Annotated in this window: 14 protein-coding genes; 12 read left to right on the top strand and 2 right to left on the bottom strand. The window is 60.2% G+C overall.

What is annotated here, in order from left to right; all coding sequences use genetic code 11:
• The 6 genes from AC19YQ_RS21675 to AC19YQ_RS21650 form a co-directional block, all read left to right on the top strand.
• Window positions 1-581: urocanase-related protein (locus AC19YQ_RS21675; protein WP_500595924.1), on the top strand; the 581-nt coding region annotated here is incomplete at its 5' end.
• A gap of 139 nt (window positions 582-720) precedes the next feature.
• Window positions 721-1,881: a CoA transferase gene (locus tag AC19YQ_RS21670; RefSeq protein ID WP_133078499.1), complete on the top strand. Its 1,161-nt coding sequence runs from the start codon at window positions 721-723 to the stop codon at window positions 1,879-1,881.
• Window positions 1,878-3,020, top strand: coding sequence for an acyl-CoA dehydrogenase family protein (locus AC19YQ_RS21665; protein ID WP_500595923.1), 1,143 nt, complete (start codon window positions 1,878-1,880; stop codon window positions 3,018-3,020). Before AC19YQ_RS21670 ends, AC19YQ_RS21665 begins: the two co-directional genes overlap by 4 nt.
• 131 nt (window positions 3,021-3,151) lie before the next feature.
• Window positions 3,152-4,579, top strand: coding sequence for a purine-cytosine permease family protein (locus AC19YQ_RS21660; RefSeq protein WP_500595922.1), 1,428 nt, complete (start codon window positions 3,152-3,154; stop codon window positions 4,577-4,579).
• 75 nt (window positions 4,580-4,654) lie between these two features.
• Entirely contained in the window at window positions 4,655-5,404 is a 750-nt protein-coding gene (locus AC19YQ_RS21655) for an electron transfer flavoprotein subunit beta/FixA family protein (protein ID WP_500595921.1), read from the top strand.
• Window positions 5,405-5,406: 2 nt separating this feature from the next.
• A complete protein-coding gene (locus AC19YQ_RS21650) occupies window positions 5,407-6,351 on the top strand; it encodes an electron transfer flavoprotein subunit alpha/FixB family protein (RefSeq protein WP_500595920.1) in 945 nt (314 codons plus the stop codon).
• A 69-nt stretch (window positions 6,352-6,420) separates the two neighbouring features.
• Here AC19YQ_RS21650 and AC19YQ_RS21645 read toward each other — a convergent pair whose 3' ends face one another.
• Window positions 6,421-6,750: a hypothetical protein gene (locus AC19YQ_RS21645; RefSeq protein ID WP_133078504.1), complete on the bottom strand. Its 330-nt coding sequence runs from the start codon at window positions 6,748-6,750 to the stop codon at window positions 6,421-6,423.
• A 583-nt stretch (window positions 6,751-7,333) separates the two neighbouring features.
• Complete coding sequence (locus AC19YQ_RS21640; protein ID WP_500595919.1) at window positions 7,334-8,668, bottom strand: amidohydrolase; 1,335 nt, start codon at window positions 8,666-8,668, stop codon at window positions 7,334-7,336.
• Window positions 8,669-8,858: 190 nt separating this feature from the next.
• Here AC19YQ_RS21640 and AC19YQ_RS21635 point away from each other — a divergent pair, with 190 nt between their 5' ends.
• From AC19YQ_RS21635 to AC19YQ_RS21610, 6 genes are all read left to right on the top strand, one after another.
• Window positions 8,859-9,827 carry a helix-turn-helix transcriptional regulator gene (locus tag AC19YQ_RS21635; protein ID WP_326399053.1) on the top strand — a complete coding sequence of 323 codons (969 nt, stop codon included), beginning with the start codon at window positions 8,859-8,861 and terminating at the stop codon, window positions 9,825-9,827.
• A 607-nt stretch (window positions 9,828-10,434) separates the two neighbouring features.
• On the top strand, window positions 10,435-11,793 hold the full coding sequence (benA, locus tag AC19YQ_RS21630; RefSeq protein ID WP_326427054.1) for a benzoate 1,2-dioxygenase large subunit: 1,359 nt from the start codon (window positions 10,435-10,437) through the stop codon (window positions 11,791-11,793).
• Window positions 11,790-12,278, top strand: coding sequence for a benzoate 1,2-dioxygenase small subunit (benB, locus tag AC19YQ_RS21625; protein WP_133078507.1), 489 nt, complete (start codon window positions 11,790-11,792; stop codon window positions 12,276-12,278). Before benA ends, benB begins: the two co-directional genes overlap by 4 nt.
• Window positions 12,279-12,348: 70 nt before the next feature.
• The gene (gene benC / locus AC19YQ_RS21620) at window positions 12,349-13,359 is read left to right on the top strand and encodes a benzoate 1,2-dioxygenase electron transfer component BenC (protein WP_219262703.1); all 1,011 of its coding nucleotides are present in this window, start codon (window positions 12,349-12,351) and stop codon (window positions 13,357-13,359) included.
• A gap of 22 nt (window positions 13,360-13,381) precedes the next feature.
• Window positions 13,382-14,143 (top strand): 1,6-dihydroxycyclohexa-2,4-diene-1-carboxylate dehydrogenase, encoded by a 762-nt coding sequence (locus tag AC19YQ_RS21615; RefSeq protein WP_133078509.1) that lies wholly within the window; start codon window positions 13,382-13,384, stop codon window positions 14,141-14,143.
• 35 nt (window positions 14,144-14,178) lie between these two features.
• The gene (locus AC19YQ_RS21610) at window positions 14,179-15,297 is read left to right on the top strand and encodes a muconate cycloisomerase family protein (RefSeq protein ID WP_500595918.1); all 1,119 of its coding nucleotides are present in this window, start codon (window positions 14,179-14,181) and stop codon (window positions 15,295-15,297) included.
• Window positions 15,298-15,353 lie beyond the last annotated feature (56 nt).

Below are 15,353 nucleotides of genomic sequence, written 5' to 3'. Positions count from 1 at the left end.
CGCTGTCGGGCGATGCCGAAGACATCTACAAAACCGACGCCAAGGTCAAGGAACTGATCGCTGACGACGCCCACCTGCACAACTGGCTGGACATGGCTCGCGAGCGCATCAGCTTCCAGGGTCTGCCTGCACGTATCTGCTGGGTTGGTCTGGGCCAGCGCGCCAAGCTGGGCCTGGCGTTCAACGAAATGGTGCGCAGCGGCGAGCTGAAAGCCCCGATCGTGATCGGCCGCGACCATCTGGACTCCGGTTCGGTATCGAGCCCTAACCGTGAAACCGAGTCGATGAAGGATGGATCGGACGCCGTGTCCGACTGGCCATTGCTCAACGCCCTGTTGAACACCGCGAGCGGCGCGACCTGGGTTTCGCTGCACCACGGCGGTGGCGTGGGCATGGGCTTCTCCCAGCACTCGGGGATGGTGATCGTGTGTGACGGTACCGACGAAGCGGCTGAGCGTATCGCCCGTGTCCTGCACAACGACCCGGCAACCGGCGTGATGCGTCACGCCGATGCGGGCTACGACATCGCCATCGACTGTGCAAACGAGCAGGGCCTGAACCTGCCGATGATCAACGGCTGACCCACGGGCACGAATCCTGTGGGAGCGGGCTTGCTCGCGATGCAGACGCCTCGGTGCTTCAGGCAGTACGAGGCGATTCAAATGCAGGCAGGCCCCCTCACAGGACGGGTTTGTTTGCGGATATCTAGAGGGTGTGAGCATGAGCAACAGTCCGTTTACCCAGCAACTGCAAGGCGTTCGTGTACTGGACATCAGTCGCGTACTGGCCGGGCCGCATTGCACCGCGATGCTTGCTGACCTGGGGGCCGATGTCATCAAGTTTGAAGTGCCCGAGGAGGGCGATGATGCCCGTCATCTGGGACCGTTCCTGGACGGTGAAAGTGTCTACTTCGGCTTGATAAACCGCGGCAAGCGAAGCGTTGAGATCGATTTTAAAAACCCTGCGGACCGTCAGCGCTTCTATGAGCTGGTAGCCGATGCCGATGTAGTGGTGGAGAACTTCCGCCCCGGTGTCACTCAGCGCCTGGGTATCGATTTCGATAGTCTCAAGCAGCACAACCCGCGCCTGATCTACGCCAGTATTTCCGGCTTTGGCCAGGAAGGCCCGCTGTCCAAACGTCCAGCCTACGACATCGTGGCGCAGGCCATGTCCGGCCTGATGAGTGTCACCGGCTTTGCCGCCACCGGCCCGACTCGCAGCGGTGAGGCCATCGGTGATCTGTGCGCTGGCGTCTATGCCGCCTGGGCAATCAGCTCGGCACTGTTTGCCCGCGAACGGCATGCGCCGGGGGCGCAGTACATCGATGTGGCCATGTTTGACGTGTTGTTCAGCCTGCAAATGACCGGCTTGTCCAACCTTTACGCCAACGGTGTGGCCCCGGGGCTGGTCGGTAATCGGCATCCGGTTTCGACGCCCTTTGACACCTACCGTGCAGCGGATGGCCTGGTGGTGATTGCAGTGGCGAGCAATCGTCTGTTTGAGCGTTTGTGCCAGAGCATGGGGCAGCCGGAACTGGCGACGGATGCGCGCTTCATCAATGACACCCAGCGCACCTTGAACGAGCCTGCGCTACGGGCCGCCATTGAAGCCTGGACCGCACAACACAGCGTCGAGCAGTTATGCGATGGCTTGCTCGATGCCGGTGTGCCGTCTTCCCCGGTATGGGATCTGGCCGAAGCAGCAGGCAGTGAGCACGCCCGTGTTCGCCAGTTGCAGTTCCAGCCGGAGGGCGCAGCGCTGCCGCTGGTGCCGCAACCGGTTTTCTTCAACGGCCACAAACCCCACGCGACCACTATTGCCCCGCGTTTGGGAGCAGACAACGCCCTATTTGGCTTGAACAAAGCAGGAGTACAACCATGAACTTCGAAATGACCGCAGAAGAGTTGGCCGTGGTCGGCAGTGCCGAGCAAGTGGCCCGTGAAGTGATTCAACCGTTGGCCCAGCACTACGACGAAATGGAGTCGTTCTGTCTGGCGAGCATCAGGGCCCTGGGGGACCTGGGCTGCATGGGGATCAACCTGCCAGAAGAATATGGCGGCCTGGGCATCGGCAGTCTGGCCATGAGTCGTGTGGTGGAAGCGGTGGCGGGTGCCTGTGCCTCCACCGCATCGGCCATGACCGCGCACTTTTTGGCCACTGACTCGATCCTGCTTGGCGGCACAGAAGAGCAAAAGCAGGAGTGGCTGCCACGGGCGGCCAGTGGCGAATTGCTCGGAGCCTTCGCCCTGACCGAGCCGGCGGCGGGCTCCAATCCGGCCGACATGCGCAGCCGCGCAGTGCGGGAAGAGGGCGGCTGGCGTGTGCGCGGCAGCAAGCACTACATCACCAACGCCAAGGAAGCGGACTTTATCGTGCTCTACGTCAAGACTGACGCAGACGCCGGTCACAAGGGCATAAGCGCATTTATGGTGCCCCGTGGAACAGCGGGTATCAGCTTCTCCAGCCCGGAAAAAACCATGGGCCTGCGTGGCAGTACCATCTATGAGCTGTCCTTCGATTGCTGGCTGCCGGAGTCGGCGCTGCTGGGTGTTGAGGGTCAGGGTTTCAACACGGCAATGGCGGTGCTGGATCGCGGGCGGGTGGAAGTCGCGGCCATGTCGCTCGGCATTGCCAATGCCGCACTGCAAGCCAGCCTGAGCTGGGTGCGTGAACGTCAGATCGGTCCCAAGCCGCTGGCGGCCTATCAAGGCACGCAATGGCGGCTGGCAGACATGTACGCTCAGCTTGAAAGTGCGCGCATGCTGACCATGAAAGCTGCCGCCCGGCGTGACAGCGGCGAGCGCTTCAGCCTGGACTCGGCCACCGCCAAGCTGGTAGCCGCCGAATGTGCGGGGTTTATCACCGATGCCGCGCTGCAATTGCACGGCGGCTATGGCTACAGCCGGGACTTGCCGCTGGAGCGCTATGTGCGTGACGCGCGAATCCTGCGGATTTTCGAAGGCACTTCCGAAGTGCAGAAAATCATCATCTCCCGCGCCTTGCTCGACGCCGCCAGATAGTCGGTCTGTGGCAGGTTCGGATTGGAGCCTGCCCGCTGTTGCAAGGATGCACTGAGGTTCGGTCAAGGATTGGAAAAGTCTTTCCCAAAACAACACGGCGCACCTTGGGTGCCAGCCTGAAGGAACTGCTTATGTCCACGCACAACCAGGATTCACCACGGGCCTCGCTGGTCGAACAGCGCTCTATTGATTACATCCCTGAATCGGAGCGTCACGGGCGCCTGTTCAGTCAATTCACCCTGTGGTTCGGGGCCAACCTGCAAGTGACCGCGATTGTCACCGGGGCCCTGGCCGTGGTGCTGGGCGGCGATGTGTTCTGGTCGTTGATCGGCCTTTTGATCGGGCAAGTGCTGGGCGGCACCATCATGGCGTTGCACGCTGCACAGGGCCCGAAACTGGGGTTGCCGCAGATGATTTCCAGCCGTGTGCAATTCGGCGTCTACGGCGCCGTGATCCCGATTGTGCTGGTGTGCCTGATGTATGTGGGCTTTTCAGCCAGCGGTTCGGTGCTGGCCGGGCAGGCCGTGGGGCAGTTGGTCGGGGTGAGCGATTCGTGGGGCATCTTGATTTTTGCTGCGCTGATCGTACTGCTGACCGTTCTGGGGTATCGCACCATTCACATGATCGGCCGTGTGGCGAGCGTGGTCGGGGTGCTGGCGTTTTTCTACCTGTTCTACACCTTGATTTCACAAAACGACATTGGCCTGCTGCTCAGCAATAAACACTTTTCGCTGAGCAGTTTTCTCCTGGCCATTTCGTTGTCCGCATCCTGGCAGATCGCCTTTGGGCAATATGTTGCGGACTACTCGCGTTACTTGCCGGCCAATACCTCTTCGTTGAAAACCTTTCTGGCGGTGGGGCTGGGCTCTGTGGTCGGCTCGCAAATCTCGATGGTTTTCGGTGTGTTCGTGGCAGCGCTGGCGGGAAGCCAATTTGCCGGGCATGAGGTGTCGTACATCGTCGGCATGGGGGCGAGCGGTGTGATGGCGGCGGTGCTGTATTTCTGCGTGGTGTTCGGCAAGGTGACCATCACCACGCTCAATGCCTACGGCAGTTTCATGTCGTTGGCGACCATTGTCAGCGGTTTTCGCGGTAATCACGACATATCCAAACCCCTGCGCCTGTTTTACATCCTGCTGATGGTGGGTTTTGCCACCGCACTGGCGCTGCTGGGGCAGCATTCGTTTCTCAAGGATTTCTCGGCATTTATCCTGTTTTTGCTGGCGTTCTTCACCCCGTGGAGCGCGATCAACCTGGTGGACTTCTACCTGATCAGCAAAGAGCGGTACGACGTGCCGGCCTTGTCTAACCCGAATGGCCGATACGGGCGCTGGAACCTGCGCGGTATTCTGGTCTACGCCTTTGGGGTGGTGGTTCAATTGCCGTTCATTGCGACCAGCTTCTACACCGGGCCTCTGGTGGAGCAACTGGGCGGGACTGATATCTCGTGGATCATCGGCCTGACGCTGCCAGCGCTGGTGTATTACTTCGTGGCGCGCAAGTCGGTGCAGTCGTTGCCGGATCAACTGATTTTGCCCGTCGAGCCCGCAACGGTTTAAGGGCTATCCAATCAACACAGGTGCGCAGTGCTGTTTGTTGTCGGCACTGCCCCTGTAGCCATAGAGGAAGAAACTATGAAGGTGCTGGCCTGTATCAAGCGCGTGGTCGATTACAACGTTAAAGTGCGCGTCAAAGCGGACAACTCCGGCGTTGACCTCGCCAACGTCAAGATGTCGATGAACCCCTTCTGCGAAATCGCTGTGGAAGAAGCCGTACGCCTTAAGGAACAAGGGATTGCGACTGAAATCGTCGTCGTCTCCATCGGCCCGACCACTGCTCAGGAACAGCTGCGTACCGCGCTGGCACTGGGTGCAGATCGCGCCATTCTCGTCGAGTCCGCCGAAGACCTGACCTCCCTGGCCGTCGCCAAGCTGCTCAAGGCCGTTGTCGACAAGGAACAGCCTCAGCTGGTGATCCTGGGCAAACAGGCCATCGACAGTGACAACAACCAGACCGGCCAGATGCTGGCTGCGCTGACCGGTTTCGGTCAGGGCACTTTCGCCTCCAAAGTCGAAGTGGCAGGTGACAAGGTTGCCGTGACCCGTGAAGTGGATGGCGGCGCGCAAACTGTTTCGCTGAGCTTGCCAGCGATCATCACCACTGACCTGCGTTTGAACGAGCCGCGTTATGCGTCCCTGCCAAACATCATGAAAGCCAAGAAGAAGCCGCTTGAAGTACTGACCCCGGACGCGCTGGGTGTTTCCACGGCCTCGACCAACAAAACCCTGAAAGTTGAAGCGCCTGCCGCACGCAGCGCTGGCATCAAAGTCAAGTCGGTGGCTGAACTGGTCGAGAAACTGAAAAACGAAGCGAAGGTGATCTGAGCATGACTGTCCTGATAATCGCAGAGCATGACGGTGCGGGCATTGCATCGGCAACCCTGAATACGGTGGCTGCTGCTGCCAAAATTGGCGGTGATTTGCACGTGTTGGTTGCAGGCCAGGGCATTGGCGCTGTAGCCGAAGCCGCCGCGAAAATCGCTGGCGTGGCTAAAGTGCTGGTCGCCGACAACGCGGCTTACGCCCATCAGTTGCCTGAAAACGTGGCGCCATTGGTTGCTGCTCTTGTTCAAGGGGCAGGGGGTGCTGGCTACAGCCACATCCTGGCGGCTGCCACGTCCAACGGCAAAAACATCCTGCCGCGCGTTGCTGCGCAGTTGGACGTGGATCAGATCTCCGAGATCGTTTCGGTCGTCAGCGCTGATACTTTCACGCGTCCGATCTATGCCGGTAACGCCATTGCCACCGTGCAGTCCACTGCGCCGGTAAAAGTGATCACCGTACGTGCGACCGGCTTCGACCCGGTTGCCGCAGAAGGGGGTTCGGCAGCGGTTGAAGCGATTACAGCGGTTCACGATGCAGGCACTTCGTCGTTCGTTGGCGAAGTACTGGCCAAGTCGGACCGCCCTGAACTGACCGCTGCCAAAATCGTCGTTTCCGGCGGTCGCGGCATGCAGAACGGCGACAACTTCAAGCATCTGTATTCACTGGCGGACAAGCTGGGTGCCGGTGTGGGGGCTTCCCGCGCAGCAGTGGACGCAGGTTTTGTGCCTAACGACATGCAGGTCGGCCAGACCGGCAAAATCGTTGCGCCACAGCTGTACATCGCGGTGGGCATTTCCGGCGCGATCCAGCATCTGGCCGGCATGAAAGACTCCAAGGTGATCGTTGCGATCAACAAGGACGAAGAAGCACCGATCTTCCAGGTGGCCGATTACGGCCTGGTAGCGGACTTGTTCGAAGCTGTGCCTGAACTGGAACAGGCAATCTGACCCCAGAGGTGAGAGATGCAAAAAAGCCCCCGGAGATTGTCCGGGGGCTTTTTGGTACAGCAGGGGTTATCAGCTGTAGCTGTTAACTTTGACCAGTGCAGGCTCTGTTTGAGCCTTTTCCCAGGTCAGGGTCAAGGTTTGCAGGATGCGCGCCATGTAGTCGCTATCGGCGGCAGCCTTCTTGCCCACGTAGCCTTGGCCACGGCGGTACATTTTGAGGTGGGCTCGCATCTGTGGACGGTCCTCCTCGAAACTGGTTTCTTCCTTGCACGAAGCCACTGCATCGATACGAACATCACCGGCGTCACTGATCCACAGAATGTGATCGTTCAGCGTGTCTTTCTGGGCGGCGAAGAGTCGAGCCAGCTCGTTAACAGTCGGTTGGTTATTCAGGTTCATAGCTAACTCCTTGACCACTCGTTGATCTGTCTAATTGATTCGCGCAACTGCACCTGCAGCGCTACGTAGTGTCCATCTAAAGCAGATCTGTCTTGAGTTCGTCATATGTAGTCGTAAAACACGGCACTACATAAAGAGCGTAAAGCGAGGGAGATCAGCGTGAACCAGGATGCCAGGGTGACATGACGCATCAGCCACAAGCTTCTTGAGGACGTTTCGCTAGCCTCTGTCGTCTTTGACGCGGACGATCAAGCCAGGTCAGCTTCATCAATTCTGCCTTGTGGGCAGTACCTATCCCGGAACAGCCCGACAGCTCGTCGGACATGCTTGCAACAACCCTTTCCAGCGCTTCCGGTGGGGAAGACGTCTGCATAATGCTGGGGGAAAATCGTGTCGTCAATACATATGTAGTGATTATTTTTATGCACTACATATGTGACTGATGGGTCGTTTTTCAGCATGCCGGTCATCCCGTCAGGCACGGGCACACGCAGCCCGCGCCGCGAGGTTTCGCTGGGCGACGGGCTGCCTGGGGTCAGATCAGTGGGGTGAGCCGGCGCGTTGAAGCGCCTGCAAAATCAAGCTAGAGGCTGCGTACCCGCCCCGGATAATTCATCACAAACTGCACATGGGCCTTCACGCCCGTGGCCAGGGTTTGGTCATCGGCGGTGAAGTAGGGGCTATGGTTATTCGCCACTTTGCTCATGTCCTGGTCTTCAGGCGTGGCCCCCAGGAAGACGAACAGCCCCGGCACTTTCTCGGCGTAGTACGAGAAGTCTTCGCTGGGCGACAGGGATGCCTCCAGCCGTTGCACCTTGCCGGGCGCTGCGAGTTCAAGCGCCGGGACCATGGCCGCCGTCAGTTGCGGGTCGTTGGTGGTGACCGGCGCATGGTTGACCAGCAACAGGTTGGCTTCGGTCTCATAGGCGCTGGCAATGCCTTGCACCAGCGGCGGCATTTTTTTCAGCAGGGTGTCGCGCACCGCCGCGCTGTTGCTGCGGATGGTGCCGGTCATTTCCACGGTCTCTGGAATGATGTTGGCTGCCGAACCTGCATTGACGGTGCCGACGCTGATCACCCCCATCCCCAGGGTCAGGTCGGCACGCCGGCTGACCAGGGTCTGCAGGCCGTTGATGATGCCTGCACTGGCCACCACGGGGTCAACTCCGCTCCAGGGCGCCGAGCCGTGGGTCTGCTTGCCCTTGACGATGATGCGAAAGCCGTCGCTGCTGTTGAGTACGGTACCGGCCTTGTAATACAGGTGGCCGGTGGGATAACCCGCCATCACGTGCACGCCGAAGATGGCTTCGACCTTGGGCGAGTCCAGTGCACCGTCGCGGATCATGGCCTGGGCGCCAATCAAGGCATCGGACTCGAACTCGTCCACGTCCGCCGCGCCTTCTTCTGCGGGCTGGAACAGAAATACGACCGTGCCCGCGACCTGATCACGGTGTTCGGCCAGTACTCGGGCTGCGCCCACCAGCATGGCGGTATGGGTGTCATGGCCGCAGGCGTGCATGACCGGAACGGTTTTGCCCAGGCGGGTACCGGTGGCCGTGCTGGCGTACGGCAGGCCGGTCATCTCCTTGACAGGCAGTGCGTCCATGTCGGCGCGCAGGGCCATCACCGGGCCGGGGAGTCCGCCCTTAAGCACGGCCACCACCCCCGTCTTGCCCACTTGGGTGCGCACCTGCAAACCCAGGCTCTTGAGCTGTTCGGCGACCAATGCAGCGGTCTTGAACTCCTGATTGCCCATTTCGGGGTTCTGGTGAAGGGTATGGCGCAGCGAGATGACCTGGGCGTTGACCGAATCGACGGCGGGATCGACCCAGCTCAGGTCCGCGGCCTGGCTGGCGGTGGCAGTCAGTGCGCTCAATAGCGCGAGGTACAAAGGGGCAGGGCGTAGACGGGCAAGCATTGAGCTTCTCTTGTTTGTTGTTTTTGGGCCGCACAGGTTATGTCGTCACCCATCGGAGTGGTTCGACCGGCTGGCTAAAACCGTTCGATTATCGAACATTGGCCAAGGGTCCAATTGATCTGCACCCATGAGCGGGCCTAATCTGGCGTACGTGACACCCATAAAAATGACAACACCGAGTACCTTGCCGATGGATAGCCGCCTGCTGAGTGAACGCAGTAGCGTGTTCCGACACGCGGACCCCCATGCCGTATCCGATTACGTGAACCTGCATGTGGGTCAGCACTGTATTGGCCTTTCCAGAACCACACGCCCCCTGGCGAGCCTCAATCACCGAAAATTCGCCGAACTTGACCTGTGCCGCATCAGTTACGGCGGCAGTGTCCGCGTGACGTCGCCTGCGCTGGAGACCATCTTTCACCTGCAGGTCCTGTTGAGCGGCAATTGTCTGTGGCGTGGCCCGACCCGTGAGCACCATCTGGTGCCGGGCGAGCTGTTGCTGATCAATCCCGACGACCCGGTCGACCTGACGTACTCCCAGGATTGCGAAAAATTCATCCTTAAGATACCGGCCAGCTTGCTTGAATCGGTGTGTGACGATCAGCGCTGGCGGCGACCTGCGGGTGGTGTGCGCTTTATGCGCAATCACTATCGGCTCGATGAGCTGGAAGGCTTTCTCGGCTTGCTGGGCATGGTATGCCAGGAGTCCGAGGCCAGCGACCCGCTGCTGCGGGTGCAGGAGCACTACACGCAGATTATCGGCAGCAAGTTGCTGACGCTGATGCAGACCAACATCAGCCGTGAAAACCTGGCCTCTGCCAGTGCCAGTATCGAGCGCATCCTCGACTACATCGAACGCAACCTGAAGCAGGACCTGAGCGGTGAAGACCTGGCCGCACAGGCGCACATGAGTCCGCGCTCGCTCTACACCCTGTTTGAACGCCAGTTGGGCGTTACCCCCCTGCAATACATCCGCCAGCGCAAGCTCGAGCGTATCCACGCCTGCCTGAACGACCCGAGCTGCACGGTACGCAGCCTCACGGAACTGGCGCTCGATTACGGCTTTATGCACTTGGGCCGTTTTTCCGAAAGCTACCGTTTGCAGTTTGGCGAGCTGCCTTCGAGCACCTTCAAGCGCCGGCATTGCGTCGCCCTGTAGATACTCTGTTGCCAGCCGGCCTGCTCAGAGAAATGTGCTTCGCTAAAAAGGTCGGCCTGTAGGCCGCCTCGGCGGGCAGTTGATCTTGTTTTTGCACTGGTTTTTGATCTGCCTGCCCTTCGGGAGGCCGAGAGGAGGTTCTGCGTAGTGGGTCGACCGGCATGGATGCCGGGAGAGCCGTGTTGGGTCATGGATGGCCCGTCACGGCTGGCGCGGCGTCCTGCCGCGCCACCCCCATAACAGCACCTGCGTTCGGCCTTCTGTGATGGGCATTCGCGTCGTCTGGACATACGTGTGGCTCCAGTAAAAGCAAAATGCATCGCAGACGCCACAGAGCCTTGCACAAAACGTTTTAGCGCCAACAAACAAGTCGCTGACGAGGAACGAAGTCTGCGATCGGCATGATCGCGGTGCATCAGAAGCATTGGATTGAATGGTTTTGCGGTCGCTGTGCGCCCGATCGCAGCCTCGCGGAGCTCGTCAGCGGCTACGTAGTGACAGAGCTCTGCGCACTAATCGGATAACGATCCGCAGTAAACGGATATTGCTTCTCGAATCGACTCCCTAACCTGACCGGGCCTGAACAATAACAACGGAGGCCCTGGCCATGTCCCTGGGAATCGATTACTTGAATGCCATGCTTGAAGAAGACAAGGACAAGGGCGTCTACCGCTGCAAGCGCGAGATGTTTACCGACCCTGATCTCTTCGAACTTGAAATGACCCACATCTTCGAGGGCAACTGGATCTACCTCGCCCACGAGAGCCAGATCCCCAACGTTAACGACTTTCTGACCACCACCATTGGGCGCCAGCCGATTTTTATCGCGCGCAACAAGGCCGGTGAGCTCAACGCTTTCCTCAATGCCTGCAGCCATCGCGGCGCCATGCTGTGCCGGCACAAGACCGGCAATCGTGCCAGCTACACCTGCCCGTTCCACGGCTGGACTTTCAACAACAGCGGCAAGCTGCTCAAGGTCAAGGACCCGAGCGCGGCCGGCTACCCCGAAGGTTTCAACTGCGAAGGCTCCCACGACCTGACCAAAGTTGCCCGTTTCGAGTCCTATCGCGGCTTTCTGTTTGGCAGTCTCAACCCTGACGTCAAATCCCTGGCCGAACACCTGGGTGAGTCGGCCAAGATCATCGACATGATCGTCGACCAGTCCGCCGATGGCCTGGAAGTACTGCGCGGCGCCAGTTCCTATATCTACGAAGGCAACTGGAAACTCGCCGCTGAAAACGGCGCCGATGGCTACCACGTCAGCTCCGTGCACTGGAACTACGCCGCCACGCAAAACCAGCGCACCCTGCGTGAAGCCGGTGAAGAAATCAAAACCATGAGCGCCGGTAGCTGGGCCAAGAGCGGTGGCGGTTTCTACTCGTTCGACCACGGCCATTTGCTGCTCTGGACCCGCTGGGCCAACCCCCAGGATCGCCCGGCCTACGAGCGCCGCGACGAGCTGTCACGGGACTTCGGCCAGGCCCGCGCCGACTGGATGATCGATAACTCGCGCAACCTGTGCCTGTATCCCAACGTCTACCTGATGGATCAGTTCAGCTCGCAAATCCGCATCGCCAGGCCCATCTCGGTCGACAAGACCGAGATCACCATTTACTGCATCGCCCCCAAGGGCGAGAGCAGTGAAGCGCGCACCAAGCGTATTCGCCAGTACGAAGACTTCTTCAACGTCAGCGGCATGGCCACCCCGGATGACCTGGAAGAGTTCCGCTCCTGCCAGACCGGTTACGGCGCAGGTCGCGGCTGGAACGATATGTCTCGCGGTGCCGAGCACTGGGTCGAAGGTGCCGATGCCGGTGCCCTGGAAATCGACCTCAAGCCCTTGCTGTCCGGCGTTCGTACCGAAGATGAAGGCCTGTTTGTGCTGCAACACAAGTACTGGCAGGAAACCATGCTCAAGGCCACGGCGTGCGAGCCTGGGCTGATCCCCGTGGAGGCCGTGCAATGAACAGCCTCTATGGAATGGTGTGCGAATTTCTGTATCGCGAAGCGCGTTACCTGGACGACGGCCAGTGGGATCAATGGCTGGAGCTGTACGCCGCCGATGCGAGTTTCTGGATGCCGTGCTGGGACGACAACGACACCCTGACCGAAGACCCGCAAAGCGAAATTTCGCTGATCTGGTACGGCAGCCGTGGCGGCCTGGAAGACCGGGTGTTCCGGATCAAGACCGAGCGCTCCAGTGCGACCATGCCCGACACCCGCACCTCCCACAACCTGAGCAATATCGAGATCGTCGACGAGGCCGACGGGCTGTGCCAAGTGCGCTTCAACTGGCACACCCTGAGCTTTCGCTACAAGACCACCGACAGCTACTTCGGCACCAGCTTTTACACCCTCGACCTGCGCGGCCCCCAGCCGCTGATCAAGGCCAAGAAAGTAGTGCTCAAGAACGACTACGTGCGTCAGGTCATCGACATCTACCACATCTGATCAACGCTGTGATGCGTGCCTGAAGGTGCCTGCGGGCACCTGCGGCCCGGCATCGCCTGCGAGGTACATTATGAGCTTTCAAATTGCGCTCAATTTCGAAGACGGCGTTACCCGTTTTATCGAAGCCAACAGCCAGGAAACCGTCGCCGATGCGGCTTACCGCCAGGGCATCAATATCCCGCTGGACTGCCGCGACGGTGCCTGCGGTACCTGCAAGTGCTTTGCCGAAGCCGGGCGCTACGAGCTGGGCGACGATTACATCGAAGACGCGCTGAGTGAAGATGAAGTCGAGCAGGGCTACGTGCTGACCTGCCAGATGCGTGCCGCCAGCGACTGCGTATTGCGTGTGCCCGCGTCTTCGACAGTGTGCAAGACACAGCAGGCCAGTTTTGAGGCGAGCATCAGCGATGTGCGCCAGCTGTCCGAGAGCACCATTGCGCTGTCGATCAAGGGCGAGTCCCTGAGCAGCCTGGCCTTCTTGCCGGGTCAATACGTCAACTTGAATGTACCGGGCAGCGACCAGTCGCGGGCTTACTCCTTCAGCACGCTGCAAAAGGATGGCGAGGTCAGTTTCCTGATTCGCAATGTGCCGGGCGGATTGATGAGCAGCTTCTTGACCGGGATTGCCAAGGCGGGCGACAGCATGACCCTGGCCGGGCCGCTGGGCAGCTTCTATTTGCGCCAGATCCAGCGCCCGCTGTTGCTGCTGGCCGGAGGCACGGGGCTGGCACCGTTTACCGCAATGCTGGAAAAAATCGCCGAGCAGGGCAGCCCGCACCCGGTGCATCTGATCTATGGCGTGAGCAACGACTTTGATCTGGTTGAAATGGACCGCCTGCAGGCCCTGAGCGCCCGCATTGCCAACTTCAGCTTCAGTGCCTGCGTGGCCAACCCGCAGAGTCAGCATCCGCTCAAGGGCTACGTCACCCAGCATATCGAGCCATGCCATCTGAACCAGGGCGATGTCGACGTGTACCTGTGCGGCCCGCCGCCGATGGTGGAGGCAGTCAACCTCTACATCCGTGAGCAAGGCATTACACCGGCCAATTTCTACTACGAAAAATTCGCCGCTGCCGCTTGATTCCTTTTTAACCGAGGTTGCCATGAACAACAGATTCGACAACAAGGTCGTGCTGGTTACCGGCGCAGCCCAAGGCATCGGACGCCGTGTGTGTGAACGCTTGCTGGCCGAAGGCGCGCAGGTCATTGCGGTGGATCGTTCTGAACTGGTTTTCGAGCTGCAGGGCGAGGGCGTGCTCACCCTGACGGCCGACCTTGAGCAGTACACCGACTGCGCTCGGGTGATGGCTGAGGCGGTAAAAACCTTTGGCCGTCTCGATGTGCTGATCAATAACGTGGGCGGCACCATCTGGGCCAAGCCGTTCGAGCACTATCAGGTCGAAGAAATCGAGGCTGAAGTACGCCGCTCGTTGTTCCCCACCCTGTGGTGCTGCCATGCGGCGCTGCCCTACATGCTGGAACAGGGCCGTGGCGCAATCGTCAATGTGTCTTCAATCGCCACCCGCAGTGTCAACCGCGTGCCTTACGGCGCGGCCAAGGGTGGAGTGAATGCACTGACTGCCTGCCTGGCGTTCGAGAACGCCGGGCGCGGCATTCGGGTCAATGCCACCGCACCGGGGGGGACCGAGGCACCGCCGCGACGTATTGCGCGCAATGACGCCGAGCAAACCCCGGACGAGAAAGTCTGGTACCAGCAAATCGTCGACCAGACCCTGGACAGCAGTTTGATGAAACGCTACGCCAGCCTCGATGAGCAGGTCGGCGCGATCCTGTTTCTGGCCAGCGACGAAGCCTCCTATATCACCGGCGTAACCCTGCCGGTCGGCGGCGGCGACCTCGGCTGAAGGGCCGGTATCAAGTACCTGACGGGAAGACTGAAATGAACCAAGTCCTGATTGAAAGCCTGACGACCCTGATCGTCGACCTGCCCACCATCCGCCCGCACACGCTGGCGATGCACACCATGCGCAAGCAGACCCTGGTGATCCTGCGCCTGCGTTGCAGCGACGGCATCGAAGGTATCGGCGAAGCCACCACCATCGGCGGCCTGACCTACGGGTACGAGAGCCCGGAAAGCATCAAGGCCAACATTGATGCGCACCTCGCGCCAATGCTGGTGGGCAAGCCTGCGGACAATATCAATGCCGCCATGCAGACCCTGGACAAGATTGCCAAAGGCAATACGTTTGCCAAGTCCGGGATCGAAAGCGCGTTGCTGGACGCTCAGGGCAAGCGCCTGGGGCTGCCGGTCAGCGAGCTGCTGGGCGGTCGGGTACGTGACAGCCTGGAAGTGGCCTGGACCCTGGCCAGTGGCGACACCGCCCGGGATATCGCCGAAGCCGAGCAGATGCTGGATGTGCGCCGTCACCGGATCTTCAAGCTCAAGATTGGGGCCAACCCGCTGGAGCAGGACCTCAAGCATGTGCTCGCCATTAAAAAGGCCCTGGGCGACCGGGCCAGCGTGCGCGTCGACGTCAACCAGTACTGGGACGAATCCCAGGCCATCCGGGGCTGCCAGGTGCTGGGTGACAACGGTATCGACCTGATTGAACAGCCGATTTCACGGGTCAACCGCTCGGGCCAGGTGCGCCTGAACCAGCGCAGTCCGGCGCCGATCATGGCCGACGAGTCCATCGAAAGTGTCGAAGACGCCTTTAGCCTCGCAGCAGACGGCGCGGCCAGCGTATTCGCCCTCAAGATCGCCAAAAACGGCGGCCCTCGCGCCGTGCTGCGTACTGCGCACATTGCCGAAGCTGCGGGTATCGCCCTGTACGGCGGCACCATGCTTGAAGGCTCGGTGGGCACGCTGGCATCGGCCCATGCGTTCCTCACCCTCAAGCAACTGACCTGGGGCACAGAACTGTTCGGGCCGTTGCTTTTGACCGAAGACATCGTGACCGAGGCGCCCCGGTACCGGGATTTTGAGCTGCACATTCCGCGTACCCCGGGTCTGGGCCTGATGCTGGACGAAGAGCGCCTGGCGCGCTTTAGCCGCTGACACTCTGAATAACCCCTGTGGGAGCGGGCTTGCTCGCGATGCAGACGACTCGGTGC

The organism is Pseudomonas sp. MF06569 (assembly GCF_059862735.1).
The sequence above is the reverse complement of the archived record's forward strand: the minus strand, read 5'-3'. Positions and strand labels throughout refer to the sequence as shown.